Here is a 24,091-nt window from a genome sequence, read left to right as displayed (position 1 = left end):
ATGAAAAAAGTACTGATAACAGGCGGGGCAGGTTTTATAGGATCCCATGTAGCAGACAGATTTCTTTTGAATAACTATGAGGTGATAGCAGCGGATAATTTGGTAACAGGAAATATTGATAATATCAACGGAAAAAATATAAAATTTTTTAATATAGATATAAGAGACAGGGAAAAACTGGAAGAGCTTTTTAAAAATGAAAAACCTGATTATGTGATTCATCTTGCAGCACAGGTCAGTGTTTCTTCATCTGTGGAAGATGTATTATATGATGCTGAGGAAAATATAACAGCATTAATAAATATTCTGGAATTATGTAAAAAATATAATACTGAAAAAATTGTATTTTCAAGTACTGCAGCAGTATACGGCATTCCGGAGGAAGTGCCTTCAAGAGAGGCTAATAAAACAGCTCCGCTGTCACCTTACGGATTGTCGAAGCTTACAGGAGAAGAATATATAAAAATGTATTCCAGACTTTTTGGTGTTAATTATGTGATATTAAGATATGCCAATGTGTATGGACCAAGACAGAGTGCACATGGAGAAGCAGGGGTAGTTTCTATATTTAACGATAAGATAAAGGCAAACGGGGATATTTTTATAGAGGGTGACGGACTTCAGACAAGAGATTTTGTTTATGTAAAGGATGTTTCCGGAGCTAATTATATATGTGCTACAGAAGATATAAAAAATGAAACTTTCAATGTCTCTACCAATACTGATATTTCTATTTTAAAACTTTTTAATACTATGAAAAAATATTCAGGCTATGAAAAAGATGCTTTTCATAAGGAAGCAAGAAAAGGGGATATTAGAAATTCAAGGCTGGATAATAATAAGTTACTGAAAAATACCAGCTGGAAACCTGAATATACACTGGATCAGGGTCTAAAAGAATATCTTGATAAATAAATATAAGTAATAATAATAAATTACATAAAAGGGAAAATAAAATGGAGGTTGTGGTTATGCAGAGTTACAGGGAATATGAAATAGCAAGTCAGTGGAAACCGTTGGTAATAATATCAGCAATACTTTGTATTCTTTCTTTGGCAAATAATTTTATGATGCTGATTCTGACTCCGAGAAATATGGCACTTTATTATGAGGAAATGGGAATTTATAATGTAGAGCCTCCGAATGTATTCAGGCTATTTCTTATATACTCACTGCTGAGTTTTCTGCTTTACGGATCAGGATTATTATTTGGAATTCTGATACAAAAAAGAAAAAAAGCAGGACTGTATATGTACACATTATATCTTATACTGAGATTATATCTGATTTATGATATGATGATCGAAACAGGAGCAGATATTTTAGGATGGGTAAGTGCAGTACTCTTTATTTTTGAGGCAATTATTATTCTTAAATTATGGTTTACTGAAGACGGGAAATTTTGGTTTTCCGGGAAAAGTGTACTGACAGAATAGAACAAAATAAAAATTATAAAAAGGAGCATGTTTTCTTATGGAAACATGCTCCTTTTTGCTTTTAGTTTTATATAATTTTTTCTGCAATTATGCGAAGTCTTTTGTAATCGGCATACCATACCCCGTCTTTATAAAGAACAGGTTTTACATTGTTTTCTACTTCCTGTATAATTTCATTTCTCAGGTTTTCATCAATGTCATCAAAATATGAATTATGAAACATGTTTATAAAATTTTTCAAGCCGTCTTTTCCGTTAAGTACAGTATCTCTGTCAAAATAAAGTGCATATCTAACTGTAAAGCCTGTTTTTTCAAGAAGTGCAGAATATTCTCCCACAGAAGGAAAAAACATAACCTGCTTTTCAGCATTTTTATTAAAGCCTCTTTTTATCAAAGCCTTTTTCAAATTAAGCATAATGACAGCAGTATTATCCTTGCCGCCCATTTCAAAAATAAGTTTTCCGCCAGGCTTAAGAGAATTATATATATTTTTCAAAAATTTTTCCTGTTCAAAAATCCAGTGGAATACAGCATTTGAGAATACTTTGTCAAATTTATTACGGTAGTCCATACTAAGAGCATCTATATTTAAAAATTCAATATCAGGGTAGCTCTTCTTTGCTTTGGACAGCATTTTTTCAGAAGCATCAATACCAGTAATAAAACGGGTTTTCTTTGATATTTCGAAAGTGAGTTCGCCGGTACCGCAGCCCAGATCTAATATTACTTCTCCGTCTTTAGGATCAAGAAGAGCTAAAAGATCTTTTCCATAGTCATAGACAAAAGAGTGGTTATTTTTGTATAAGTCAGGATTCCATGTGTCTTTCATATATTCACCTTTCTTTTTTATATTTTATAGTAAATAATAACAAAAAAATCAGAAACAGTCAAATAAGAGTGTATTCATAAAATCTTATATTTTATTTCAATATGAATGATATATATAATATCAGTAAAATTAAAAAGGCTGTATTCATCGGAAGAATACAGCACTTTCGGCAAGAATATACAGGTATATCATCTTTAATACAGCCAAATAAGCTGTTTGAACATATTTTAGGATGACAAATAAGGGATCCCGTATAATTCTTAAACATAATTTTCTTTAAAAAAATTAGGCTTTTGGTGAATTTATTTTTTAAAAGAAAAAACTAATTTGTAATGCTCTGTCCTGCAGAGTCCTGGTTTATAGCTAACTTGGCAAGTGCCAGTTTAACCAGAGGTATTCTGAACGGTGAACATGAGAGGTAAGTAATGCCTAATTTGGAATATAATTCCAGGGCTTCAGGATCTCCCGCCTGCTCTCCGCATATACCAAGTTTTATATTTTTATTTGTTGTTCTGCCAAGCTGTGCCGACATTTCTATTAATTTTCCCACACCTTTTTTATCAAGGGTAGAGAATGGATTAGTGCTAAAAACATCGTGATTCATATAGTCAAATAAGAATTTATTAGAATCGTCACGTGAAAATCCGAAAGTCATCTGTGTGAGATCATTAGTACCATAGCTGAAGAAGTCAGCTTCTTCTGCAATTTCATCAGCCAGAAGTGCCGCTCTTGGTATTTCTATCATAGTACCGATGTGATATTCCACGCTGTTGCTTTTTTCTTTAAACACTTTATTTATTTCATCAACCAAGTGGTTTTTTATAAATTTCAGTTCCTTCTTGTCGCATACAAGAGGTATCATTATTTCAGGATTTATATTAATTCCGTTTTCCTTGGAAATAACAGCAGCTTCTATGATAGCTCTTGCCTGCATTTTATATATTTCCGGAAAAGTGATAGCCAGACGGCATCCACGGTGACCGAGCATAGGATTACTCTCTTTCAGATTTTCTATTCTGTAGAGCATATCATTCATGGTAAGTCCCATTGAAGCTGCAAGGTTTTTGATCTCCACGTCAGTTTTAGGAAGAAACTCATGCAAAGGCGGATCCAGAAGTCTTACAGTTACCGGTTTATTATCCATCAGTTTGAAAATTTCTACAAAATCTTCTCTCTGAAACTTTAGAAGCTCATCCAGATATTCTTTTCTTTCATCCTCATAATTTGCCAGTATCATACTTCTTACAATAGGTATTCTTATTTTATTAAAAAACATATGTTCTGTTCTGCATAGTCCTATTCCGTCAGTATTAAACTGGTTAGCATGCATTGCATCATTTGGAGTATCGGCATTTGCTCTTACTCCTATTTTTCTGAATTCATCCAGCCATTTCAGAAGAATTTTAAAATTCTCATTGGTATCGAGCTTTACTTTTGGAATTTCTCCCAGATAAATATTTCCTGTGCTTCCGTCAATTGAGATAAAATCTCCTTCTTTGATAACTACATCATTTATGACAATATATTTCTCATCTTTATTAAATGCAATATCTTCACATCCGGTAATACAGCATTTTCCTATTCCTCTTGCTACTACAGCCGCATGTGATGTCATTCCCCCTTTTGAAGTAAGGATTCCTTCAGAATAAAGCATTCCTTCAATATCTTCCGGAGAAGTTTCTTCTCTTACAAGTATAACCTTTTCACCTTTATTCTTGGCAATAGTTACATCAGCCGGACTGAAATATACCTTTCCTGAAGCAGCTCCGGGAGAAGCAGCGAGACCTTTGCCTACTACTTTTGATTTTTTCAGATATGCATCGTCAAAAACAGGATGAAGCAGATTTTCAATATCTTTAGAGCTGATTCTTTTTATAGCTTCCTTTTTATCAATAAGGCCTTCACTTACAAACTCACATGCTGAATTAACCGCAGCCAAAGGAGTTCTTTTGGCATTTCTTACCTGCAGGAAGTAAAGCTTCCCGTTTTCTATAGTAAATTCAATATCCTGAATATCTTTAAAATAAAGCTCAAGTTTTTTTGAAGTATCAAAAAGTTCTTTATATATATTCGGAAATTCTTTGTTAAGTTCACTTATTTCAAGCGGAGTTCTGATTCCGGCTACTACATCCTCACCCTGTGCATTCATAAGGTATTCACCGAAAAGCTCATCATTTCCGTTTATGGGATTTCTTGAAAAAAGAACACCTGTTCCTGAAGTTTTCCCCATATTTCCAAAAACCATAGATTGTATATTTACAGCAGTACCAATATCATGTGATATCTTATGAAGATTTCTATATGTTATTGCTCTTGGATTGTTCCATGAACGGAAAACAGCCTCAACAGCAAGAAAAAGCTGTCTTGTAGGATCTTCCGGAAACTCTGTTTTTTCAAAATCAAAATATATTTTTTTGTATTTTTCAATAAGTAACTTTAAGTCTGAAATTGTCAAATCAGAATCAGAATTATAATTTTTTTCTATTTTTACACTTTCCAGCTGCTTCTCAAATTCAATTCTTGGAATTTCAGCTACAACATTGGAAAACATTTCGATAAATCTGCGATAACTATCATAAGCAAATCTTTCATTGCTGGTAAAATCTGCCATGAGCTTTACCGAAGTATCATTCAGACCAAGATTTAGTATAGTATCCATCATTCCGGGCATTGAATTTGGAGCACCTGATCTCACAGAAAGGAGAAGAGGCTGAAGATTTCTGTTTCCTAAAAATGATTTTTCCGTTTTCAATTCCAAAAGTCTGAGGTTAGAAAGAACAGTTTCCTTTAATTCCAACCAAAGGACATTATCTTCCAGATATTTTCTGCACGCCGTTGTGCTGATAGTAAAACCCGGAGGTACATTTAGTCCTAATGAAGTCATTTCTGCAAGATTGGCACCTTTGCCGCCAAGGATATCTTTCATATCCTTATTACCCTCGTTAAACTGATAAATAAGTTTCATATTTAAAACCTCCTAGTGTTTTGTCTAAATACATTCAAACTGTCAATATCCTGCCAGCATCTGTAGAAAGAAAAGTACAGAACCGCTTTTTTGTCTAATCTTCTTTATCTTTATTTATATAACTTAAAATTACATCTCCTGTTTCTTCGATGGCTTTATTTGACACATCAATAACAGGGCAGCCTATTTTTCTGATTACTTCATTCGCATATTCGATTTCTTCAAGTATAGATTCCTTGTCCGAATAAGAGGACTGCGAGGTAAATCCCAAAGTTTTCAGTCTTTCCCGTCTTATTGCGTGAACTTTATCCAGTGATATGGTAAGTCCGAATATTTTTTCCGGAGAAGCCTTAATAAGCTCCTTTGGTATCGGAACATTGGGTACCACAGGGAAATTAGCCACTTTATAGTTCTTATTGGCAAGATACAGGCTGAGCGGTGTTTTGCTGGTTCTGGAAATTCCAAGAAGAATTATATCAGCCAGCATAAAGCCGCGCGGGTCTTTTCCATCATCATATTTTACAGCGAATTCTACTGCCTCTATTCTGTCAAAATAACTCATATTAAGTCTTCTCAGTATTCCGGGCTCTCTTTTGGGTTCCATATTAAGCACTCCGGCTATTGAATTCAATGCTTCTGAAAGTAAATCCACATTTTTTATCTCATAGTTTCTTGAGAATTCTTTTATATAATTAACAAGCTCTGTTTCTACTAATGTGTAAAAAAATATGGATTTATGTGTTTTGCTTTCCTCCAGTATAATTTTTAACTCTTCAAGAGTACTGACAAATGAATATTTTTTGATTTCATAATTAGTATAATTAAACTGACATAACGCAGCTTTTATCACTGATTCAGAAGTCTCTCCGACTGAATCCGATATAGAATATATATATATTTTTTCCATGCTTCCTCCTATTTGTCAAGTAGTTCAAAAAATAGATTACAGGCTGTAGTTTTAGAAAACTGGCCTATAACTTTCAGGATATTTTTTCCGTTTTCTTCCATGCTTTTTACTATGGGAATATTGTCAATCTGGTGATAATTCAGTTTTTGAATGCCGTCATAAATAGATGATTTGGAGTACAGATAAATAATATTAGGCATTCTGGTCATAACCAGACTAACAGGAATTTTTTCCAGATCTTTTCCGTTTATGCTTATTTTTAAAAGATCTTTTTTAGTGACCACACCTACAAGGGAGTTGTTATCTACAGCATATAAAATATCTGTATTGTACATAAACAGATTTATTATTGCATCTTTTATGTTTGTATCGTGGTTTATAAGTGTAGGGACTTCCATAACTTCGGAGATATCCTGTTCTTTTATCTCTTCTTTGGAAAAATAGTGGAAGTGGCTGCCTGCCAGAGAATAACCAATTTTAGGTTTTGCTATAAGTATATTGAACTTGGTTAATACAGAAAAATCTAATCGCAGTGTAGATTTATTCATCTTCAGGATCTGTGCTATTTCTTCGCCGGTAACAGGCTGATTCTTCTCTACAATTTTAATTATTTCTTTTTGTCGGGATGTAAATTTTATAGAACTCACCTACCTTCGATTTCAATGTGATGCATTATTTGAAAATAATATAACACATTGAAAAAAAGAAGTCAATTTTTTTTGTGAATTTAAGGATATATATTCATAACAGTTATAATAAAAATAAGTTATATATCACTATAATAGATGGTTTGGGTCTAATGTGATGCATTATAAAAAAATAGTGCATTAAAAGAGCTGATACATATTTGTGATGTATAATATATTAAATATTGAAAATTAAGGTTTTTTCAGGACAGTTATATCATAATGAATGCTCATAAAAAGGTTATATTTCATTAAGCTGATTATTATTTTTCGATAATATTTATTAATATTTTAGTTATGTTTTTTTATATGGTTATTGTTTTTATTGGTAAAAATAATTGACTGAAAAGAATATTTTATGATATATTTAAATAAAAATTCAGAAGGAGTTTAACATGGAATTTGGGAAAATATTTTCAAAATCAATTAATGATTACAAAAAAAATTGGGAAAAAATGCTTGGAATTTCGGTATATTTGATTGTTTTCGGAATGATCAGCCTTTTCTTTTCAGAATTATCTGATATTTTAGGATTAATATTAGATTTTTTGAATATTATTGTATTAATAGGAGTAAGTCATGTATGTCTGAAAGCTGCCAGATATGAGGAATTTAGTATTGGAGACACATTTATAGGATTCAGGGAAAGAACTGGAAGATTATTATTACTGGAATTATTAATAGGGCTGTTCAGCTTTTTATGGGGATTACTGCTTATAATTCCCGGAATCGTAAAAGGAATAGCTTATTCACAGGCATTTTATATATATTTAGACAATCCTGAGTTAACTGCAAGTGAATGTATCAGTGAAAGTGAGGATATAATGGATGGATTTAAGACAGATTATTTTGTTTTAAGTTTATTATTAGGCTTGGCAGGAATCTTATTCTTCCTTCCTATGGTTATTTTTGCTTTTGCAATAAATCTTTTTGAATCAGCGGATATAGTATGGATAAAGATTATTTTTAGTGCATGGAATTATATTTCATATCCGTTTTTTATTCTGTTTAATACTAATTTTTATTTAAATCTGACTCTTTGGGATTTCTCTGTGAAAGCAGAAGGGGCAGGTATAGAATAAAGTATAACAGATGAGGATATAGAATTCGAGAAATGATACATTGTTACTGATAAAAAGAAGCTCGGAGAAGTAATTTGACAGCATGAATTAAGCTATACAAAGCTAACTTATATAAAAAATAAAGATCATAAAAAGAAGCCTCAAAGAAATTTTTAGTATAATTAGTCTAATCATTTCAGGAGGTAGAAAATGAAAAGAATTTTGATAATGTTTTCGCTGATGACACTGTTAGCAGTGAGTGCATTTGCGAAAACATCCATAAATAAAGTTACTAATGTAAAAACTGCAGTGTCATCTTCACAGAATTTGGATTTTAGCGAAGAACAAAAAAAACAGATAAAGCTTGTTCAGGATCAATATATGACTGAGGTTCAGAAAATAGAAAATATGAATGTTTCGCAGCAGGATAAGGAAGAAGCACATAAACAGGCTATTTTGAAAAGCAGGGACAGACTTTCGCAGATACTAACACCGGAACAGATGAAAATACTCATGAACAGCAATCTGTAATTTTTATAAAATAGATGATTATGATAAAAACCGGCATTTTAGCCGGTTTTTTTATATGAATAATATTTTTAATTGCCAGTATAAATAAGATGCCATAAAATTCCATATTTATCTTCTACAAATGCATAAAGCCTGCTCCAGAAAGTCTCCTGCAGATCCATTACAACTGTTCCGTCCTCTTTTAGAGCATTAAAGAGTTCTTTTATTTCTTCGGTATTGTCTTTATTTATAACTAATGCTGTATTATTACCGAATTTCAGCGGGATATTCGGCGGACAATCGGAAAACATGACTGTTGTACCGTTTATATTTAAAAAAGTGTGAAGTACCATTTTTTTTACTTCATCAGTAAGAGGAAAGTCTGGGTTTTCAGGCATATCAGAGTAATACATAACATTCTGCATTTCAGTTTTGAATATTTTAGAGTAGAAGCTCACTGCTTCATAGCAGTTTCCTTCAAAATTCAGGTATATTTCCAAAGCCATTTTACTCACTTCCTTATATTCTAAATTTTATATTCCATTCTGGAATAAGTTTATTTTATCATATTTCATATATAATTAATATAAAAATTCTAACTTTTCCAGGAAGAGTACTAAAATAAGATTCTAATAGATTTTATTAAGAAATTACTTTGCTATTCTCAAGATAATATATTCCATTTATAAAAGTTTTCTCTTAAATTTTTATTTTTGTTTATATAATTTTATATGGCAGATTTATTATATTAATGCTGTAAAATCTCATGTTTATAATAAAAAGAAGCTGATTTTATTATTCTTCCATTCATTTTATTTTGAAATAAATATTTTGGATATAAGAAACAGATTTACAGATAAAAAAATTGTTATTGACTTTCTAAATTATATAATTGTATAATCAATTAGTAAACTAGATATATTTTATGTTTTTTAATGTTTAGAACTAATATGAAAAGAGAGGTGAGAGCATTAAAAATAAATTTCCTGATCTGGAAAAGCTTAACAAATTAATAAAAAAATATAATATTACAGATTCAGAGCCTACAAAGACATTTTTTAGTTATATGCTGGCACATCAAAAAATTACCGGAAAGATTGATAGCTACCTCAGCCGTTTTGAAGTCACAAGCACTCAGATATCGATACTTTTACTTTTAGTTATAAGTGAAAATGGTTTTGAAACGCCGGGCAGTATTTCAAGAAAATTAGGATTATCTAATCCTACAATAAGCAATGTAATAAAAACATTAAATAAAAAAGAGCTTGTAAAAAAAGAAGTTTCAGAAAAAGACAAGAGATTCTGCAATATATGCATCACTTCAAAAGGTTTGATTTTTTTGAATGAAGTCATGTCTGAATACCATTTAAAGTATGAAAGACTGTTAATGAATTTTACCAGTGAAGAATTAAAATACTTAAAACATAATTCGTTAAAATTATTCTGCAGTCTTGATTTTTTTTAATATTAATAATTAAAAATAAAATCATTAGGAGGAAAATATGGAAATTAAAAAAAATATTCTAAAATTAGCAGTATTATCTTTAGTTTTATCAGTTAATCTGCTTGCAGCCGAAACATCTAAAGATGCTACATCGTTTACAAAAGAAAAAAATGAACAAGTTTTACAAGAGCTTCCGTTTAGTGATACTCAGGATTTTGACGATGCTAAAAAAGGATTTGTTGCTACTTTACCAAAATTAGTAATTCCGTCTTCTGATGGACATAATGTCTGGGACATAACAAGTTATGAATTTTTAAATGGAAAATCTGCTCCTTTTACGGTAAATCCAAGCTTATGGAGAATTGCTCAGATAAATAATATCAACGGATTATTTAAAGTAACAGACAGGGTATATCAGGTAAGAGGATTCGATATTTCTAATATGACAATAGTTGAAGGAAATAAAGGATTAATAATTACTGATCCTATAATGAGTGCTGAAACTGCCAAAGCCGCACTTGATCTTTATTATCAAAACAGACCTAAAAAACCTATAGTTGCTGTAATATACAGCCATAGCCACGGAGATCATTACGGAGGAGTGCGAGGCGTAATTACAGATGAAGATGTAAAATCCGGGAAAGTAAAGGTTTATGCTCCGGAAGGATTCCTTGAGGAAGCTGTCAGTGAAAATGTGTATGCCGGAAATGCGATGGGAAGAAGAGCACTGTATATGTATGGAGCTTTGCTTCCAAGAGGAGAAAAAGGGCAGGTAGACGGCGGACTGGGGAAAACGACTTCTGTAGGCTCAGTAGGACTTATTGCGCCAACTGACATAATTTCAAAAAATACTGAAACTAGAACCATAGATGGTGTTCAGATAGAGTTTAGTCTAGTGCCCGGAACAGAAGCACCGTCAGAAATGATAATGTATTATCCGCAGTTCAAATTGCTAAATACTGCTGAGGATGCTACACATACACTGCATAATTTATACACTTTAAGGGGAGCACAGGTAAGGGATGCTGCTAAATGGTGGAAAGCAATTGACATGATGCTGAGTACATACGGTGATAAAGCAGAGGTAGTAATAGCACAGCATCATTGGCCTAAATGGGGAAATAAAGAAATTAATACTTATCTTGAAAAGCAAAGAGATGCTTATAAATATATTCATGATCAGACATTAAATTTGGCAAATAAAGGTTATACAATGAATGAAATCGCAGAAATGATAAAATTACCGGATGTGCTGGAACAGGAGTGGTCACTTAGAGGATATTACGGAAGTGTGAATCATGATGCAAAAGCAGTGTACCAAAGATATTTAGGCTGGTATGACAGTAATCCGGCAAATTTAAATCCTCTGCCGCCGGAAGAAGCTTCAAAAAAATATGTTGAGGTAATGGGCGGTTCAAAATCAATAATAAAAAAAGCAAAAGAATATTATAAAAATGGTGAATACAGATGGGTGGCCGAATTAATGAACAGAGTAGTATTTGCTGAGCCTGATAATCAGGAGGCTAAAAATCTTGCTGCTGATGCTCTGGAACAATTAGGATATCAGACTGAAAATGCTACATGGAGAAATGAATACTTAATGGGCGCTTTTGAATTAAGAAATGGAAAAGTAAAGCTTCCGGCAGGTATAGGAGCAGATACACCTGACACAATCAGAGCGATGACTGTTGACATGTTTCTTGATTATATGGGGATACGTTTAAACAGTGAAAAAGCAAAGAATACAAGTATTACTATGAATTGGGATATACCGGATATAAAAAGTAAATATACCGTTACAATGGAAAATTCTGTTCTTGTGTATAGAAAAGTAGATTCATTTAAGAATAATGCTGACATTACACTAACATTACCAAAAGAAGCTCTTAATAATATTCTTGTGAAACAGTCTACACTAGACAAGGAGATTCAAAGCGGTAATGCTAAAATTGCAGGCGATGTGGAAAAATTCAAGGAGGCTTTAACTTTCTTTGATACATTCACACCGGATTTTAATATAGTTACACCTTAAAAATACAATTTAATTAAAAATGAGACATAGGTAAGTATCAAAAATAGAATAATAGAAAGAGTAAATCAGAGCTGGAATAATCAGCTCTTTTTTACATACAGCCTGTTACAGAGAAATAAGGAAGAATATAAGAAATTAATTTTATAAAATAATTCAAAAATTGATAAAAAAAGAGACTGTTCTGTCTCTTCATTAACTTGAATTTCAGCTTTGATATACGATTTTCTCATTTGAATAAAAGCTTTATATATTTTCTTATTTCTTATTTTTTGCCGAGCTTATCAGAGCCTTACACTGTTTATCACCGGTTCCTTTTTTACAGTTTTTTTCAGCCTGTTTTTCTGCATCTTTCAGGCTTTTATTTGAAGTGCCTGAATAAACTTTGTTTGACTCTCCTTTAGCTAATGCGCCGTAAGCTGTTTGAAAAGCATAAAAATAGCAATTAGGATTATAAGTACACCCGCTATTTACAAGTGATTGATTTTCAGCTGTTCTTTTTCGAAGTTCATTTGAAGTTTTTCCTGTCTGGCCTGTATCTGGATTATATGCAACTGATCCCCAATAAACATATCTGGCTTTTTCATTAGGATAGCCGACCAAAGCTACATGACATGTTTTTCCCGATTTCTGACACATACTAACTGCCTTATCCCAAGCGTCACTCTGATTATTAGAAGCACCATAACCCCAATTTTTTTCATCTTCTGAAATTGCTATTGCCATATAAGTAGAGCTTGCCCAGGTAGAAACACAGCTGTTGCCTCCGCAGCCTTTTAAGGCAGCTGCTTCTGCTTCTTCACCGTTTCGATAGTTCCATGCCGAATAAAAAGATCTTGTGTGAGGATTAATTGCAATTCCGCCGTAATAAGTAATACTGGGACCGGGACAATCCTGTCCAAAGGTAACATATCCGCCATAAGGACATGTGCATATTTGTGCGCCGCATCCTGCTAAAGACTGAAAACTTAAAATTCCAAATAACAATACTATTAATAATAATAACTTTCTCATAATTTTCTCCTTTGAATAGATTTAATTCAGCTTTGAATTATGCCTAGATTATAATTCATTTGCTGAATAAAAGTAAAGGAATATTTTAGGGACTGAGTATTATAAAAAGCCCCGGAAGGAGCTTTAATACCACAGAGTGTCAGTAATATTTCTTTAAATATATAGTATTTGAAAAGTTTCAATTTTTTAGCAGAATATTTAGAGTTTATAAATTTATTTACTTTGCGGTCTTGTTAATAAGATCAATTTCATATTGCATTTCGCCGTATTTTTTTTCATGATCAATAATAGTACCTTCTGTGAGGGTTATACGTAAAACAATTGAGTCCGGATTATCTTCTTCGCCGACTTCATCAAACCAGTCAAAAATTTTCTTGAATTTTGCTCTGATTTCCGCATTTTTCTCGTCTTTGACCCAGCCAAGATTTTCAGCTGTTCCTTGAAAGGTATACCAGTTTAATCCGCCAACAGAAACATTGTTGTTTTTTTCGATTTGAAGCATTTTATTTTTTTTAGCATCTGTAGAAATAAAAAATGCACCGTCTTCATAATATGCACAGACCATACGTGCAGCAGGACGAGGATTACCGGCAGCGTCCGGAGTCAGTGATATTGTTGCGACGGCAATAAGCTCTTCTTTGTCGTTTCCGCAACGTTCTTCCATAAGTTTCATCGCATTTTCAAATTTACTCATTCTAATTCTCCTTCATATTTAATTATTTTATGCAGTAATATTTATTGTGAAGCAGCCTGTGCAGCTTTGTTATAAGCCTTTGTGAATGTTATGATTCTTTGGCATATTTTGAATTAATTTTATTTATTCATAATAATATAATATTTTTGTAGAAATTCTGTATAAGATCAGTTTCTTTTAGTCATTTAGATCTAAAATGATACAGTGTCAATTATGAGATTTATATGAATTTTTATTCCGTCGGATATTAATGTATGAAAAATACACAAGCTTAAGACTGCGGCTATTACAGCTGCTTTTTCTCAATAAATTATAGCATAGTTATCTGCTAAATCCAATTGTTAACAGAAGAAATAAGAGATAAATATATAAGATAATTTATACAACAGGAATATTTATCTTTGATTAAATTAAAGAGCGGCTATCTTTAGCATGAAATAATCTGATTTCAAGTTTTTATATATATATAATGGAATATAAGGTTATTTATTTTTAATTAAAGACAGTAGAAAGCTCCAATTGGAGAAAGTCTTAGTTTTTCTGAAATATTGATATGTTAAGCAATGAAATATATTATATAAAGTGAAATATAATTTACTTTTTTCATTATATAATGTATACTTTTTATAATAAAATTTATGAGGTGATGTATGAGAAAGTTATTATTTTTCTTTTTAGTTTTTTTAAGTTTTAATTTTATTTCTAAAGCGAATTTTATTCCGCTTGAGCAATGTTACGGGGGAGGGCACATGCCGGTGGGACAATGTCCTGCACCGCCTGCAGCCAGAACTTACGGAGGAGTTTCCATAGATCCTGTCAGCAGAAAATACGGGGCAGCATGGAATTACAGTGATGGTGAAAGTGCAAAATATGCTTCGGAAAAAATTTGTGTGCAAAAAAGCAATTCAAACAGATGTATCAGCCACTGGGCAAGCTATTACTATACGGCAGTTGCTATTTCATCTGATGATAAAGTAACAAAATTTGGTTCTGCTGATTCTTATGACAGTGCATGGAAAAATGCAATAGCAGCATGTCAGAAAGCAGGAGGATATGAGTGCGAGGTTGTATTGATGACGAGCAGCACATCAAAGCCTGATGAAAAACGATGGGGTTCTCTGTCTTATAATATAAAAACAGGAAAATGGGGAAAGTCATGGAATCATTATACACGCCGTGAAGCAGTGGCAGCTTCGGAAAAATCTTGCGGCAGTCCAGAATGTGCATCACTCGGGTTTCAAAGTACGTATGCTGTGATGGCCATGAGTCCCGGGAAAGAATTAATAGTAGGTCTTTCTAATAAAAATATGAAAGATGCTGGAAAAGATGCAATAAAAAGATGTAAAAAGGAATTTAAGGTAAAAACATGTGAAATTGTACTGGAGGGAATGGCCGAGGGTGAGGTTAAGTAAGAAGCTGAAAATAATGAATTAATAATGTTTTTTGGAAAAATATATATTCTGACAAAATGAGCCTGATGGCTCATTTTGTTCATTCTAAGGTATTTACAGCATATAATGAATCAATTAACTGATTTTACTTCTGATTTTTTTACTAATGTTAAAAAACAGGAATTATATCAAAAATTTTTTATTTTGATACAATCCGTCTTTTACTTAAGACTTAAAAAATGGCTTTTGAAGATTAAGTGCTTAAAATACTAAGGCAGATACAGTTTTATTTATTCAGCTTATTCTCATAGTATTCCAATCCTTTTTCCAGCAGCACTCTTACCGCAGTACTTTTATTCACGCCCTCCTGCTTTACGACTATATTGATCCTTTCAAAAAGCGTCTTACTAATAGTGACAGATAATGGTATATCAGTTTTTTCAAATAATTTAAAATCTATTTTTATCCCCTCCTTATTACCTGTAATTATATTATCGTTAAAATATTATGTCAAATTAAAAAAATAAAATTTATTTATAATAAATACAGAAAGAATGTGTATTTTTTTATGTATGGAATCTTAGTTATGAAAGTCCAGACATATAATATAATTTAAGACTGCTTTTGACAGAAATTATTAATATCAGCATAATAAATAAATATGTAAAACTGCTTCTTTAATGAAATTAAAAATTCTGCATATTATCATTATATACAGACAGTGGAATATTTGGCGGAAAAATGGCTTAAAAAGAAAAATTATATATTCTGACTATATAAAAATTATATAATTAATTTCACAAAACATTTGTTAAAAATATCATATTGTTATATAATTAAGAGATAAATACAGAAAAGGGAGTAAGGAAAATGCCGGAATTAGATTTGGGAGAGATCAGGACAAGAATAGATAATATAGATAAAGAACTGGTGAAACTTCTTGAAGAAAGAATGATTATAGTAGAAGATGTAATAGAATATAAAGCAGCTAATAATATGAAAATCTTTGATGCCAAGAGAGAAGAAGAGGTAATAAAGAAGAACATTGACAGAGTAAAAGAAAAGAAATTAAAAAAATATATAGAAAAAATGCTTAACGATATAATGAGTGTAAGTAAAGAATATCAGGAGACTAAGATATTTAAAATAAAGGATAATAATTTTAATGCAGATTTTAAAGGGAAAAAAATGGGATATACTGGTGTTCCGGGTTCTTTCGGACATGAAGTCCTGCTTAATCTTGTGGATGAAAAGCATTCTGAAATAAAAAAATACAGCACTCATGAAGAGGTAGCGGAAGCTGTAGCAAGAGGAGAAATAGACTACGGCGTGATTCCCATAGAAAATTCTTCTACTGGAGAAGTAAGGGACAGTATAGATCTGATAAAAGAAAAAGATATTTACATAGTCGGAGAAATATCACATAAAATTAAGCAAAACTTATTAGGAGTAAAAGGAAGCAGAATAGAAAATATAAAAAATGTATATTCTCATGAACAGGCATTAATGCAGTGTTCTAAGTTTCTTAAGGAACATTCGGACTGGAATTCCATAGCTTGCAGCAATACAGCCATAGCAGCCGAATTCATAAAAAAAGAAGATAATAATGAAAATGCCTGTATTGCTAATATAAAGACAAAAAATATATATGATCTTGAACTGCTGGCAGAAGGGATTAACAATAATAAGGAAAACTATACAAGATTCATAATAATAAGTAAAAGCATGAAGATATCCGAAAAAAGCAACAAAATAAGTATAGTTACAACAATAGAACATAAGGCAGGATCACTTTTTAAGCTGATTGAGATTTTTTCAAAAGAAAATCTGAATATGGTAAGTATAAAATCAAGACCTATTCCTAATAAAGCATGGGAATATTACTTTTATATAGATTTTGAAGGAAATCTGAATGATGAAAATGTAATAAGAGCCTTTGAAAATATAAAAGTCCAGATGAGCTATATGAAAATACTCGGGAATTACAGATCAGACATAAAAATATAAATTGCGGAGAACGGTGAAAGAATGAGAATTGATAAATTTTTGGCAAATTCAGGAATTGGAACGAGGAAGGAAGTAAAGGAGCTTTTAAAGAAAAAAAGAATAAGTGTAAATGATGAGGTAGTAACAGAAGCAAAAACACATATTGACGAGGATAATGATTTCGTAGCCTTTGACGGTAAAAGAATTGAGTTTAAAGAATTTTTATATATAATGCTTAATAAACCGCAGGATGTAATATCAGCAACCGATGATGAAAGACACAGGACAGTGCTTGATCTTCTCGAGGAGCCGCTTACAAAAGTGGGACTTTTCCCCGTAGGACGGCTGGATAAGGATACAGAAGGGCTTTTGGTACTGACTAACGACGGAAAGATGGCTCATGAGCTTTTATCTCCGAAGAAGCATGTTCCTAAAAGATATTATGTCGAATTAAAAAAAACTCTTTCAAAAGAGGAGGCCGCAATTCTGGAAAACGGCGTAGAACTGGAAACCTTTACGACAAAGCCTGCAAAGGTGGAATTTATTACTGAGGATAAAGTATATATAATAATTTCAGAAGGAAAGTATCATCAGGTAAAACGTATGTTTAAATGTGTGGGGAACAGAGTACTTTTTTTGAAACGTACCGGAATGGGAAATCTCGGACTGGATGAAAACCTGGCTCCCGGTGAATACAGAGAGCTTACGTCTGATGAACTGGAACAGCTGCAGGGTTTAAAATAAACTGGAAAAGATTAAGGAGGAAGTATGGAAAAATTCGGATTGCTGGGTGAACAGCTGGGACATAGCTTTTCTGAGACAATTCATAATTTATTTTTTCAGAAAGCAGGAATAAAAGGGAAATATGAATTATATGAAAGAAAAACAGAGGATATAAAAGAACTGCTGGATGAAGTAAGAGAAGGAAAGCTGAAAGGGCTGAATGTAACAATACCCTATAAAATAGAAGTAATGAAGTATCTTGATACACTGTCAAAGGAAGCTTCAGCTATAGGGGCAGTAAACACAGTAGCTTATAAAAACGGAGAATTGGGCGGCTATAATACAGATTATTACGGTTTTTGGGAAACAATGAAGGTAAATAATCTTGAAGTAGAAGGAAAAAGAATACTGATACTCGGTACAGGAGGAGCGGCAAAGGCTATTTACGGTACTTTGACAGCTTTAAACGTAGATACTGTTTATCTTGCTTCCATAGAAAAGGATGACAGATTTAAAATAAGAAATAAAGATAATATAATAAATTATGTAGATATTAAAAATCTTGAGAATATAGAAGGGATAATAAACTGTACACCGGTAGGGATGTATCCTCAGGTGGACAATCTCCCCCTTGCAAATGACAGCTTTATTCCTGTAAAATATCTGATAGATGTTATTTATAATCCGGAAGAAACAGCACTAATGGAAAAATATGCTTCAATGGGAGTAAAAACAATAAACGGTTTGATGATGCTGGTAGTTCAGGCAGTGAGATCCGAGGAAATATGGAATGACATGGAAGCAGACGAGAAAATCATAAAAGAAATATATGAAGATGTAAGGAAAATTCTGTATAAATAAGAGGGAGACGATGTTTAATTTTTTTAAAAAGTCTATATCAAAAAAAGAAGAAAATAAAATAACTATTACAAAAATAGAAATAATAAAATACAAAAAATTAATGAAGGCAATTGTCGGAAACAGAGGGGATACTCTGTACAAATTTATTGACGAATATAACAGCAGAAATCTTAAAAACATAGATGTAGAAATAAGAAGCACAATCTTAAAGCACCATACATACGATACGCCCGAAGAATTTGAAATAGATTTATTTAATACATATTTTTCCGAGCTTGCTTTAATGTATCTGGAAAGTAAAGGATATATGCTGTCTGTGAACTGGCAGGGCGAAGACAGTGAAGGTGATGTGGAACAATTCGTTAACAGCGTTCTTACTGCCAAAGGTGAAAAAATAATATATTTTGACGATCTGCTGAAACTGCGCAAGAGAATTGCTGATAATGAAATATGTGTATATAATTCGGATTTTCTGCTGATAAAGCTGAAATTAATAGATACGGAACTAAAAGAGAGGGGATATTCTCTCTACCTTATAAATGACAACAGTGATATATATCATTTATTTATAGCTGAAACAGGAGCTATTACTGAAGATGAAAAAATAATAAACTTTTGGGCAGCAGATGTAGATGACTACAAATATAACGGCTTGGGAAGAAAGCTAAACTCAGGCATATCTACTCATAAACTGACTGTAGTTCAGGAAGACGGAAGCATAAAGGAAATTTTGAAAAATACCATGTTTTTTATAAATAATGAAACAGAAACAGAGCTTGAAATAGAAACGATTACTTGTGAAGATACAATAAAAGGCAAGATAAGAAATAATAATATTAATTATGAGATAATTTCATAGTATTTATAATTTTTTCAAAATATAAATATAATTGCTTAATACTGCCGGTTATTAGCAGACAGTCTTGATAAACCGGAAAACTCATAAAAATTCACAGATTGGAGCAAGATAGATGTTTAAGAAAATTTCTGATAAAAATGGAAATTCTGATGAAAATGCAGAAATAAATGAAAGATTAAAAGAATTGGCAGAGGAAAATAATGAAAGACTTTTCGGAGATTCGGAGGAATTATACGAAAGAATACAAAATGATCTGGATTATGTACTTGCAAAAGAAATAGGTGCAGATGAGTACGGAGAACTTGACAGCATGATACGTCTTCTCATTCCGGAAGAATATGAGACCTATGAAAAAATTAAAAAGGATTTTTTCGCTGATAAAAAAAATGCAATAGAAAAAGTATTAGGACTTACTGATGTAGAAAATATGACTTTTACAGAGTTTATTTATTTTTATCTTCAAAAAAATACAGATTCCTATTATTATGAAAATCTGTCAACTGGTTATGTAGAAGGATTAAAAAAGCTTTTGGACAGCAAAGGAATAGAATTAGAAAATATTAACTGGGAGAGTCTGGCAGGAAAAGAGGAAGCATATGAGGAGCTTCTTATAGATATAGTTCTTTCATTGGCAAACAAAGCATTAATAAATGAAAAGAAAACACTTTTCGGAATAGATATAGGACTGGGTTCAAAAATCTTCTATCTGAGAGAAACAGAGACTTATGAAAAAATAAAAGAAATTGAGACTGATTTTTATTATGTATATGACATAGAATATCTGAAAAATTTTTATACATCAATATATGAAATTATAGTGGCTCCGTTTAAAGAGCTGGAAGTTACAAAAGGAGACTTTGTGGAAGCGGCAGAAGGAGAAACAGGTATAGTAAAAGTGAAAACTCTTTTTAAAAAGGATAATAAAGAATATGATATAAATAAAAATATGCTGAAACAGGTTTTCTAGGTTTTGACAAAAAAATATCTTTAATAATGTTAAAGTAATTATATACTGAATTATAAATATACGGGACATTTAGGAGAGAGAATGAAGATTGATGCAGAAAAAACAGATATAAATATATTATTAAGCATTGTGAATATGAAATTAAGAGATGATTTCAGCGATCTTGATGATTTCAGTGCTTATTATGACATAAAAAAAGAAGCTCTGGAAGAAAGACTGAAAAATCACGGCTATGAATACTCAGTTTCAAATAAACAGTTTATAAAAAAAGCTTAATCCGGCTAATATTTTTAAAATCCGGAGCAAAGCGAAATGAGGTATTAAATGTGAAAAATACTGACAGAATAAAAAATGAAAACTTTCAAAGAAATGTAGAATTAAGAGACGGTAGTCTGGTAAATGCAATAGGACAGGGTACTTGGCATATGGGGGAGAAGCATTCGGAAAGAGCAAAAGAAATAAAAGCTTTGAGACTGGGAATTGATCTGGGAATGACTCTTATTGATACAGCTGAGATGTACGGAAGCGGCGGTGCGGAAGAAGTAACCGGAGAAGCTGTCAAGGGAATAAGAGATAAGATCTTTATTGTTTCAAAGGTTTATCCTCAAAATGCTGGAAAAAAGAGAGCGGTTCTTTCATGTGAAAATTCTCTGAAAAGACTCGGTACAGACTATATTGATCTGTATTTGCTTCACTGGAGAGGCGGAATACCTCTTCATGAGACTGTAGAAGTAATGGAACAGCTCGTAAAAGAAGGTAAAATAAAAAGATGGGGAGTTTCAAATTTTGATACCAAGGATATGGAAGAATTATGGAAGATTCCTGACGGATCAAATTGTGCAGTTAACCAGGTTTTGTATCATTTGGGCTCGCGCGGTATAGAATACGATCTGCTTCCGTGGTGCCGAGAGAAAAAGCTTCCTGTAATGGCTTACTGCCCGGTTGCACAGGGAGGCATTCTCAGGAAAGAGCTTCTTGCCAATAAGACGGTAAGGAGAATAGCCGGGGAAAGAGGAATAAGCGAGGTACAGGTACTGCTTGCGTGGACTGTCAGAGAAAAAGACATAATTTCTATTCCGAAAGCGGTACAGGAAAATCATATATATGAAAATGCCGAAACAGCCGGTATTTTTCTTTCCGGAGAAGAGATCAGAGATCTTGAACTGGAATTTCCGGCTCCAGATACCAAAGTATGGTTGGATATTGTTTAAAATAAAATATAAGTATTTATAAAGTTTTAAGGAGAGTAATGAAAAATATAGTGTTAATAGGTATGCCGGCATCAGGTAAGACTACAATATCTGAATTACTGGCTGAAAAGCTGGAAATGGAAAAATATGACGCGGATATTTATCTTGAAGAAATGGAAGGAAGGCTGATAAAAGACATTTTTTCGGAATTCGGCGAGGATTATTTCAGAGATCTGGAAGAAAAATATACAAACGAGCTTTCAGAAAAAAACAATATTATTATTTCCACTGGCGGAGGAGTGATAAAAAGAGAAAAAAATATAGAAAATCTGAAAAAAAATGGTATTGTCATATTTCTGGACAGAGATCCTTCGGAAATAGCGAAGGAAGATCATGCATTAAGACCCCTGCTTCAGGATACTGCCAATATCGAAAGGTTATACGGGGAGAGATATCATTTATATGAGGGTTATGCTGACTATATTGTGAAAAATAACAGTTCTCTCGAGGAGGTCATAGAAACAATAATAAAGATTATAAATGAGGTGGAAGAATGAAATTTTTAGTGGTAAACGGGCCTAATCTGAACTTTTTGGGAATTCGTGAAAAAGGAGTTTACGGTTCAGAAACATATAAGGAGCTAGTGGAATATATTAAGGATGTAAGCGGAAAACTTATAGAGGAGATAGAGATAAAACAGTCAAACAGCGAAGGTGAGATAATAGATTTTCTGCAGAAGGCTTACTATGATAAAGTAGACGGGATAATAATAAATCCGGGAGCTTATACACATTACAGTTATGCGATATATGATGCTTTGAAAGCTGTTTCAATTCCTGCTGTGGAAGTTCATCTGAGCGATATTCATGACAGAGAGGATTTCAGAAAAGTTTCCGTGACAGCTCCGGCATGTGTAAAACAAATATGCGGAAAAGGGAAGGAAGGATATATAGAGGGCTTGCTATATCTGCTGGAATATTTAAAATAATATCAGGCAGAAAACAAAACAGGAGGAAACATGGGATTTAATGATAATAAAAGCGTACAGGTATGCAGAGTAGCACTGAAAATGGCTATTTCTTCAAGAGAAGAAGAAAGAAAGTACATGGAAGACTTCAAAAAGAAAAATATAAAAGTAGCTGCTGTGGATATCGGCGGAAAAATGCCTGATTCCAGGTTTAAGTTTATAGAGAGCGCACTGGTAGCGGCTAAGAGAAACGGTCTTATTACTGACAGTCATGTACATGACGGAGCGGTAATAGGTGCCATGAGAGAAGCAATAAGCCAGATAGAAACTAATATAAACGGTTTGAGTGTAGGAGGAAAGATAGGGATAGCAAGAGACGGGGAACATCTCAGCGTCGCGGTATTCCTAAGCGTGGGAGTACTACAGTTTAATGAGGTGATAAGTTCCATTGCACACAGGTCTGTTCCGATATTTAAAGAGGAAAAGGAACTGACTTAATAATTGACTTAATTCATAATTTTTGATAGTATTTATAAGTAAGAATAAAAATTTTAGTAGGATAGTAGGAGGAAACAAATGAAAAAAATAATGTTTTTAGTGATGATGTTATCACTAATATTAATAGGGTGCGGAGATAAAAAAGAAGAAGCTAAGACAGGGACTGATACTGCAAACACCGAGACAAAAGCAGATGATAAAGTATACAAGATAGGAATTACTCAGATAGTGTCACATCAAGCTCTGGATAAAGCAAGAGAAGGATTCAAGGATGCACTGGAAGAAGCAGGAATAAAAGCGGAATACGATGAGCAGAATGCACAGGGAGATGTAACAATAGCCAATACAATAGCGAATAAATTCGTTACTGATAAAGTGGACTTAGTATTTGCAATAGCTACACCAACAGCACAGGCAGTGTCAAACGCTACAAGCGATACACCGATTTTATTTTCGGCGGTAACTGATCCTGAAGCAGCCGGACTGGTAAAACCGAATGTAACAGGAAGCAGTGACAAAGTGGATATTGAGCAGCAGCTGGCCTTATTAAGAGAAATATCTAAAGATGCAAAGAAAATTGGATTTTTATATAATTCTTCAGAGGAAAATTCATTAGTACAATTGGAAGAGATAAAAAAAGTAGCAGGAAAGTATGATTTTGAAATTGTGGAGCAGGGGATAAGTTCGGCAAATGAATTACCTCAGGCAATAGATAAGATGCTGACACAGGTGGATGCATTGTATCTTCCCACAGATAACCTGATTTCATCAAGTTCGGCACTAATTGCAGAAAAAGCAAATGCAGCTAAAATAATGACGTTTGCTGCAGAATCAGGAATGTTGGAAAACGGAATATTCATAACAAAAGGAATAGATTATTACCAGTTAGGGAAAGAAGCCGGGAAAATGGCTGCGGAAATCTTGAAAGACGGGAAAAAACCGTCAGATTTACCGTATAAAATATCTGAAACTGTTGAGATAGCGGTAAATAAACAAACACTGGAGCAATTAGGTATAAAACTTCCTGAAGATGTTATGAGTAAAGCTAAGTTTATCGAAACTAAAGCGAAATAA

At 32.7% G+C, this 24,091-nt stretch carries 25 protein-coding genes; 18 read left to right on the top strand and 7 right to left on the bottom strand.

Features of this window, described 5'->3' with window-relative positions:
- Together STERM_RS11745 and STERM_RS11740 are read left to right on the top strand one after the other, a co-directional pair.
- Window positions 1-915, top strand: a complete 915-nt coding sequence (locus STERM_RS11745) for an NAD-dependent epimerase/dehydratase family protein (protein ID WP_012861836.1) — start codon at window positions 1-3, stop codon at window positions 913-915.
- 56 nt (window positions 916-971) lie between these two features.
- Window positions 972-1,436: a hypothetical protein gene (locus STERM_RS11740; RefSeq protein WP_012861835.1), complete on the top strand. Its 465-nt coding sequence runs from the start codon at window positions 972-974 to the stop codon at window positions 1,434-1,436.
- Window positions 1,437-1,503: 67 nt separating this feature from the next.
- Here STERM_RS11740 and STERM_RS11735 read toward each other — a convergent pair whose 3' ends face one another.
- From STERM_RS11735 to STERM_RS11720, 4 genes are all read right to left on the bottom strand, one after another.
- Window positions 1,504-2,265: a class I SAM-dependent methyltransferase gene (locus tag STERM_RS11735; RefSeq protein WP_012861834.1), complete on the bottom strand. Its 762-nt coding sequence runs from the start codon at window positions 2,263-2,265 to the stop codon at window positions 1,504-1,506.
- 322 nt (window positions 2,266-2,587) lie between these two features.
- Window positions 2,588-5,230, bottom strand: a complete 2,643-nt coding sequence (gene ppdK, locus STERM_RS11730) for a pyruvate, phosphate dikinase (protein WP_012861833.1) — start codon at window positions 5,228-5,230, stop codon at window positions 2,588-2,590.
- Between the two features lie 94 nt (window positions 5,231-5,324).
- Entirely contained in the window at window positions 5,325-6,137 is an 813-nt protein-coding gene (locus tag STERM_RS11725) for a pyruvate, water dikinase regulatory protein (protein ID WP_012861832.1), read from the bottom strand.
- An 8-nt stretch (window positions 6,138-6,145) separates the two neighbouring features.
- Window positions 6,146-6,784: a CBS domain-containing protein gene (locus tag STERM_RS11720; protein ID WP_012861831.1), complete on the bottom strand. Its 639-nt coding sequence runs from the start codon at window positions 6,782-6,784 to the stop codon at window positions 6,146-6,148.
- 434 nt (window positions 6,785-7,218) lie between these two features.
- On the opposite strand from STERM_RS11720, the gene STERM_RS21280 reads away from it, so the two are divergent.
- Complete coding sequence (locus STERM_RS21280; protein WP_012861830.1) at window positions 7,219-7,905, top strand: DUF975 family protein; 687 nt, start codon at window positions 7,219-7,221, stop codon at window positions 7,903-7,905.
- A 189-nt stretch (window positions 7,906-8,094) separates the two neighbouring features.
- On the top strand, window positions 8,095-8,415 hold the full coding sequence (locus tag STERM_RS11710) for a hypothetical protein (protein ID WP_012861829.1): 321 nt from the start codon (window positions 8,095-8,097) through the stop codon (window positions 8,413-8,415).
- Window positions 8,416-8,483: 68 nt separating this feature from the next.
- Here the strand turns inward: STERM_RS11710 and STERM_RS11705 are convergent, their stop codons facing one another.
- Window positions 8,484-8,900, bottom strand: a complete 417-nt coding sequence (locus STERM_RS11705; protein WP_012861828.1) for a VOC family protein — start codon at window positions 8,898-8,900, stop codon at window positions 8,484-8,486.
- Between the two features lie 560 nt (window positions 8,901-9,460).
- Between STERM_RS11705 and STERM_RS11700 the strand changes: the two genes are divergently transcribed.
- Together STERM_RS11700 and STERM_RS11695 are read left to right on the top strand one after the other, a co-directional pair.
- Window positions 9,461-9,859: a MarR family winged helix-turn-helix transcriptional regulator gene (locus tag STERM_RS11700; protein ID WP_012861827.1), complete on the top strand. Its 399-nt coding sequence runs from the start codon at window positions 9,461-9,463 to the stop codon at window positions 9,857-9,859.
- 37 nt (window positions 9,860-9,896) lie between these two features.
- On the top strand, window positions 9,897-11,870 hold the full coding sequence (locus tag STERM_RS11695; RefSeq protein WP_012861826.1) for an alkyl/aryl-sulfatase: 1,974 nt from the start codon (window positions 9,897-9,899) through the stop codon (window positions 11,868-11,870).
- 255 nt (window positions 11,871-12,125) lie between these two features.
- On the opposite strand, the gene STERM_RS11690 is transcribed toward STERM_RS11695, so the two are convergent.
- Both STERM_RS11690 and STERM_RS11685 read right to left on the bottom strand, forming a co-directional pair.
- Entirely contained in the window at window positions 12,126-12,881 is a 756-nt protein-coding gene (locus STERM_RS11690; protein ID WP_012861825.1) for a DUF4189 domain-containing protein, read from the bottom strand.
- Window positions 12,882-13,098: 217 nt separating this feature from the next.
- Window positions 13,099-13,575 (bottom strand): pyridoxamine 5'-phosphate oxidase family protein, encoded by a 477-nt coding sequence (locus STERM_RS11685; protein ID WP_012861824.1) that lies wholly within the window; start codon window positions 13,573-13,575, stop codon window positions 13,099-13,101.
- 650 nt (window positions 13,576-14,225) lie between these two features.
- Between STERM_RS11685 and STERM_RS11680 the strand changes: the two genes are divergently transcribed.
- The 12 genes from STERM_RS11680 (at window position 14,226) to STERM_RS11625 (ending at window position 24,091) form a co-directional block, all read left to right on the top strand.
- The gene (locus tag STERM_RS11680; protein WP_081439624.1) at window positions 14,226-14,987 is read left to right on the top strand and encodes a DUF4189 domain-containing protein; all 762 of its coding nucleotides are present in this window, start codon (window positions 14,226-14,228) and stop codon (window positions 14,985-14,987) included.
- A gap of 849 nt (window positions 14,988-15,836) precedes the next feature.
- A complete protein-coding gene (locus STERM_RS11675) occupies window positions 15,837-16,973 on the top strand; it encodes a chorismate mutase (RefSeq protein ID WP_012861822.1) in 1,137 nt (378 codons plus the stop codon).
- A gap of 21 nt (window positions 16,974-16,994) precedes the next feature.
- Window positions 16,995-17,696 (top strand): pseudouridine synthase, encoded by a 702-nt coding sequence (locus STERM_RS11670; protein WP_012861821.1) that lies wholly within the window; start codon window positions 16,995-16,997, stop codon window positions 17,694-17,696.
- 24 nt (window positions 17,697-17,720) lie between these two features.
- The gene (gene aroE, locus STERM_RS11665; protein ID WP_012861820.1) at window positions 17,721-18,536 is read left to right on the top strand and encodes a shikimate dehydrogenase; all 816 of its coding nucleotides are present in this window, start codon (window positions 17,721-17,723) and stop codon (window positions 18,534-18,536) included.
- 10 nt (window positions 18,537-18,546) lie between these two features.
- The gene (locus STERM_RS11660; protein WP_012861819.1) at window positions 18,547-19,395 is read left to right on the top strand and encodes a DUF6630 family protein; all 849 of its coding nucleotides are present in this window, start codon (window positions 18,547-18,549) and stop codon (window positions 19,393-19,395) included.
- Between the two features lie 112 nt (window positions 19,396-19,507).
- On the top strand, window positions 19,508-20,362 hold the full coding sequence (locus STERM_RS11655; RefSeq protein ID WP_012861818.1) for a hypothetical protein: 855 nt from the start codon (window positions 19,508-19,510) through the stop codon (window positions 20,360-20,362).
- Between the two features lie 81 nt (window positions 20,363-20,443).
- A complete protein-coding gene (locus STERM_RS11650; RefSeq protein WP_012861817.1) occupies window positions 20,444-20,638 on the top strand; it encodes a DUF4250 domain-containing protein in 195 nt (64 codons plus the stop codon).
- 50 nt (window positions 20,639-20,688) lie between these two features.
- Window positions 20,689-21,573 carry an aldo/keto reductase gene (locus STERM_RS11645; RefSeq protein ID WP_012861816.1) on the top strand — a complete coding sequence of 295 codons (885 nt, stop codon included), beginning with the start codon at window positions 20,689-20,691 and terminating at the stop codon, window positions 21,571-21,573.
- Between the two features lie 38 nt (window positions 21,574-21,611).
- On the top strand, window positions 21,612-22,109 hold the full coding sequence (locus STERM_RS11640) for a shikimate kinase (protein ID WP_012861815.1): 498 nt from the start codon (window positions 21,612-21,614) through the stop codon (window positions 22,107-22,109).
- Window positions 22,106-22,540: a type II 3-dehydroquinate dehydratase gene (aroQ, locus tag STERM_RS11635; RefSeq protein ID WP_012861814.1), complete on the top strand. Its 435-nt coding sequence runs from the start codon at window positions 22,106-22,108 to the stop codon at window positions 22,538-22,540. The genes STERM_RS11640 and aroQ overlap by 4 nt, the downstream gene beginning before the upstream one ends.
- Window positions 22,541-22,570: 30 nt before the next feature.
- Window positions 22,571-23,017, top strand: coding sequence for a HutP family protein (locus tag STERM_RS11630; RefSeq protein WP_012861813.1), 447 nt, complete (start codon window positions 22,571-22,573; stop codon window positions 23,015-23,017).
- Between the two features lie 78 nt (window positions 23,018-23,095).
- Window positions 23,096-24,091 carry an ABC transporter substrate-binding protein gene (locus tag STERM_RS11625; protein ID WP_012861812.1) on the top strand — a complete coding sequence of 332 codons (996 nt, stop codon included), beginning with the start codon at window positions 23,096-23,098 and terminating at the stop codon, window positions 24,089-24,091.

The organism is Sebaldella termitidis ATCC 33386 (assembly GCF_000024405.1).
GTDB lineage: Bacteria > Fusobacteriota > Fusobacteriia > Fusobacteriales > Leptotrichiaceae > Sebaldella > Sebaldella termitidis.
This window is presented reverse-complemented; position numbering and strand designations above follow the sequence as displayed.

What these genes read in the sequence shown, in the direction of transcription:
- STERM_RS11735 (WP_012861834.1), bottom strand. Translation starts at nt 2,265, where the DNA reads ATGAAAGACACATGGAATCCTGACTTATACAAAAATAACCACTCTTTT.
- STERM_RS11685 (WP_012861824.1), bottom strand. Translation starts at nt 13,575, where the DNA reads ATGAGTAAATTTGAAAATGCGATGAAACTTATGGAAGAACGTTGCGGA.
- ppdK (WP_012861833.1), bottom strand. Translation starts at nt 5,230, where the DNA reads ATGAAACTTATTTATCAGTTTAACGAGGGTAATAAGGATATGAAAGAT.
- STERM_RS11650 (WP_012861817.1), top strand. Translation starts at nt 20,444, where the DNA reads ATGAAGATTGATGCAGAAAAAACAGATATAAATATATTATTAAGCATT.
- STERM_RS11695 (WP_012861826.1), top strand. Translation starts at nt 9,897, where the DNA reads ATGGAAATTAAAAAAAATATTCTAAAATTAGCAGTATTATCTTTAGTT.
- STERM_RS11705 (WP_012861828.1), bottom strand. Translation starts at nt 8,900, where the DNA reads ATGGCTTTGGAAATATACCTGAATTTTGAAGGAAACTGCTATGAAGCA.
- STERM_RS11710 (WP_012861829.1), top strand. Translation starts at nt 8,095, where the DNA reads ATGAAAAGAATTTTGATAATGTTTTCGCTGATGACACTGTTAGCAGTG.
- STERM_RS11625 (WP_012861812.1), top strand. Translation starts at nt 23,096, where the DNA reads ATGAAAAAAATAATGTTTTTAGTGATGATGTTATCACTAATATTAATA.
- STERM_RS11640 (WP_012861815.1), top strand. Translation starts at nt 21,612, where the DNA reads ATGAAAAATATAGTGTTAATAGGTATGCCGGCATCAGGTAAGACTACA.
- STERM_RS11690 (WP_012861825.1), bottom strand. Translation starts at nt 12,881, where the DNA reads ATGAGAAAGTTATTATTATTAATAGTATTGTTATTTGGAATTTTAAGT.
- STERM_RS11740 (WP_012861835.1), top strand. Translation starts at nt 972, where the DNA reads ATGCAGAGTTACAGGGAATATGAAATAGCAAGTCAGTGGAAACCGTTG.
- aroE (WP_012861820.1), top strand. Translation starts at nt 17,721, where the DNA reads ATGGAAAAATTCGGATTGCTGGGTGAACAGCTGGGACATAGCTTTTCT.
- STERM_RS11680 (WP_081439624.1), top strand. Translation starts at nt 14,226, where the DNA reads ATGAGAAAGTTATTATTTTTCTTTTTAGTTTTTTTAAGTTTTAATTTT.
- STERM_RS11655 (WP_012861818.1), top strand. Translation starts at nt 19,508, where the DNA reads ATGTTTAAGAAAATTTCTGATAAAAATGGAAATTCTGATGAAAATGCA.
- STERM_RS21280 (WP_012861830.1), top strand. Translation starts at nt 7,219, where the DNA reads ATGGAATTTGGGAAAATATTTTCAAAATCAATTAATGATTACAAAAAA.
- STERM_RS11725 (WP_012861832.1), bottom strand. Translation starts at nt 6,137, where the DNA reads ATGGAAAAAATATATATATATTCTATATCGGATTCAGTCGGAGAGACT.
- STERM_RS11700 (WP_012861827.1), top strand. Translation starts at nt 9,461, where the DNA reads ATGCTGGCACATCAAAAAATTACCGGAAAGATTGATAGCTACCTCAGC.
- STERM_RS11630 (WP_012861813.1), top strand. Translation starts at nt 22,571, where the DNA reads ATGGGATTTAATGATAATAAAAGCGTACAGGTATGCAGAGTAGCACTG.
- STERM_RS11660 (WP_012861819.1), top strand. Translation starts at nt 18,547, where the DNA reads ATGTTTAATTTTTTTAAAAAGTCTATATCAAAAAAAGAAGAAAATAAA.
- STERM_RS11745 (WP_012861836.1), top strand. Translation starts at nt 1, where the DNA reads ATGAAAAAAGTACTGATAACAGGCGGGGCAGGTTTTATAGGATCCCAT.
- aroQ (WP_012861814.1), top strand. Translation starts at nt 22,106, where the DNA reads ATGAAATTTTTAGTGGTAAACGGGCCTAATCTGAACTTTTTGGGAATT.
- STERM_RS11675 (WP_012861822.1), top strand. Translation starts at nt 15,837, where the DNA reads ATGCCGGAATTAGATTTGGGAGAGATCAGGACAAGAATAGATAATATA.
- STERM_RS11670 (WP_012861821.1), top strand. Translation starts at nt 16,995, where the DNA reads ATGAGAATTGATAAATTTTTGGCAAATTCAGGAATTGGAACGAGGAAG.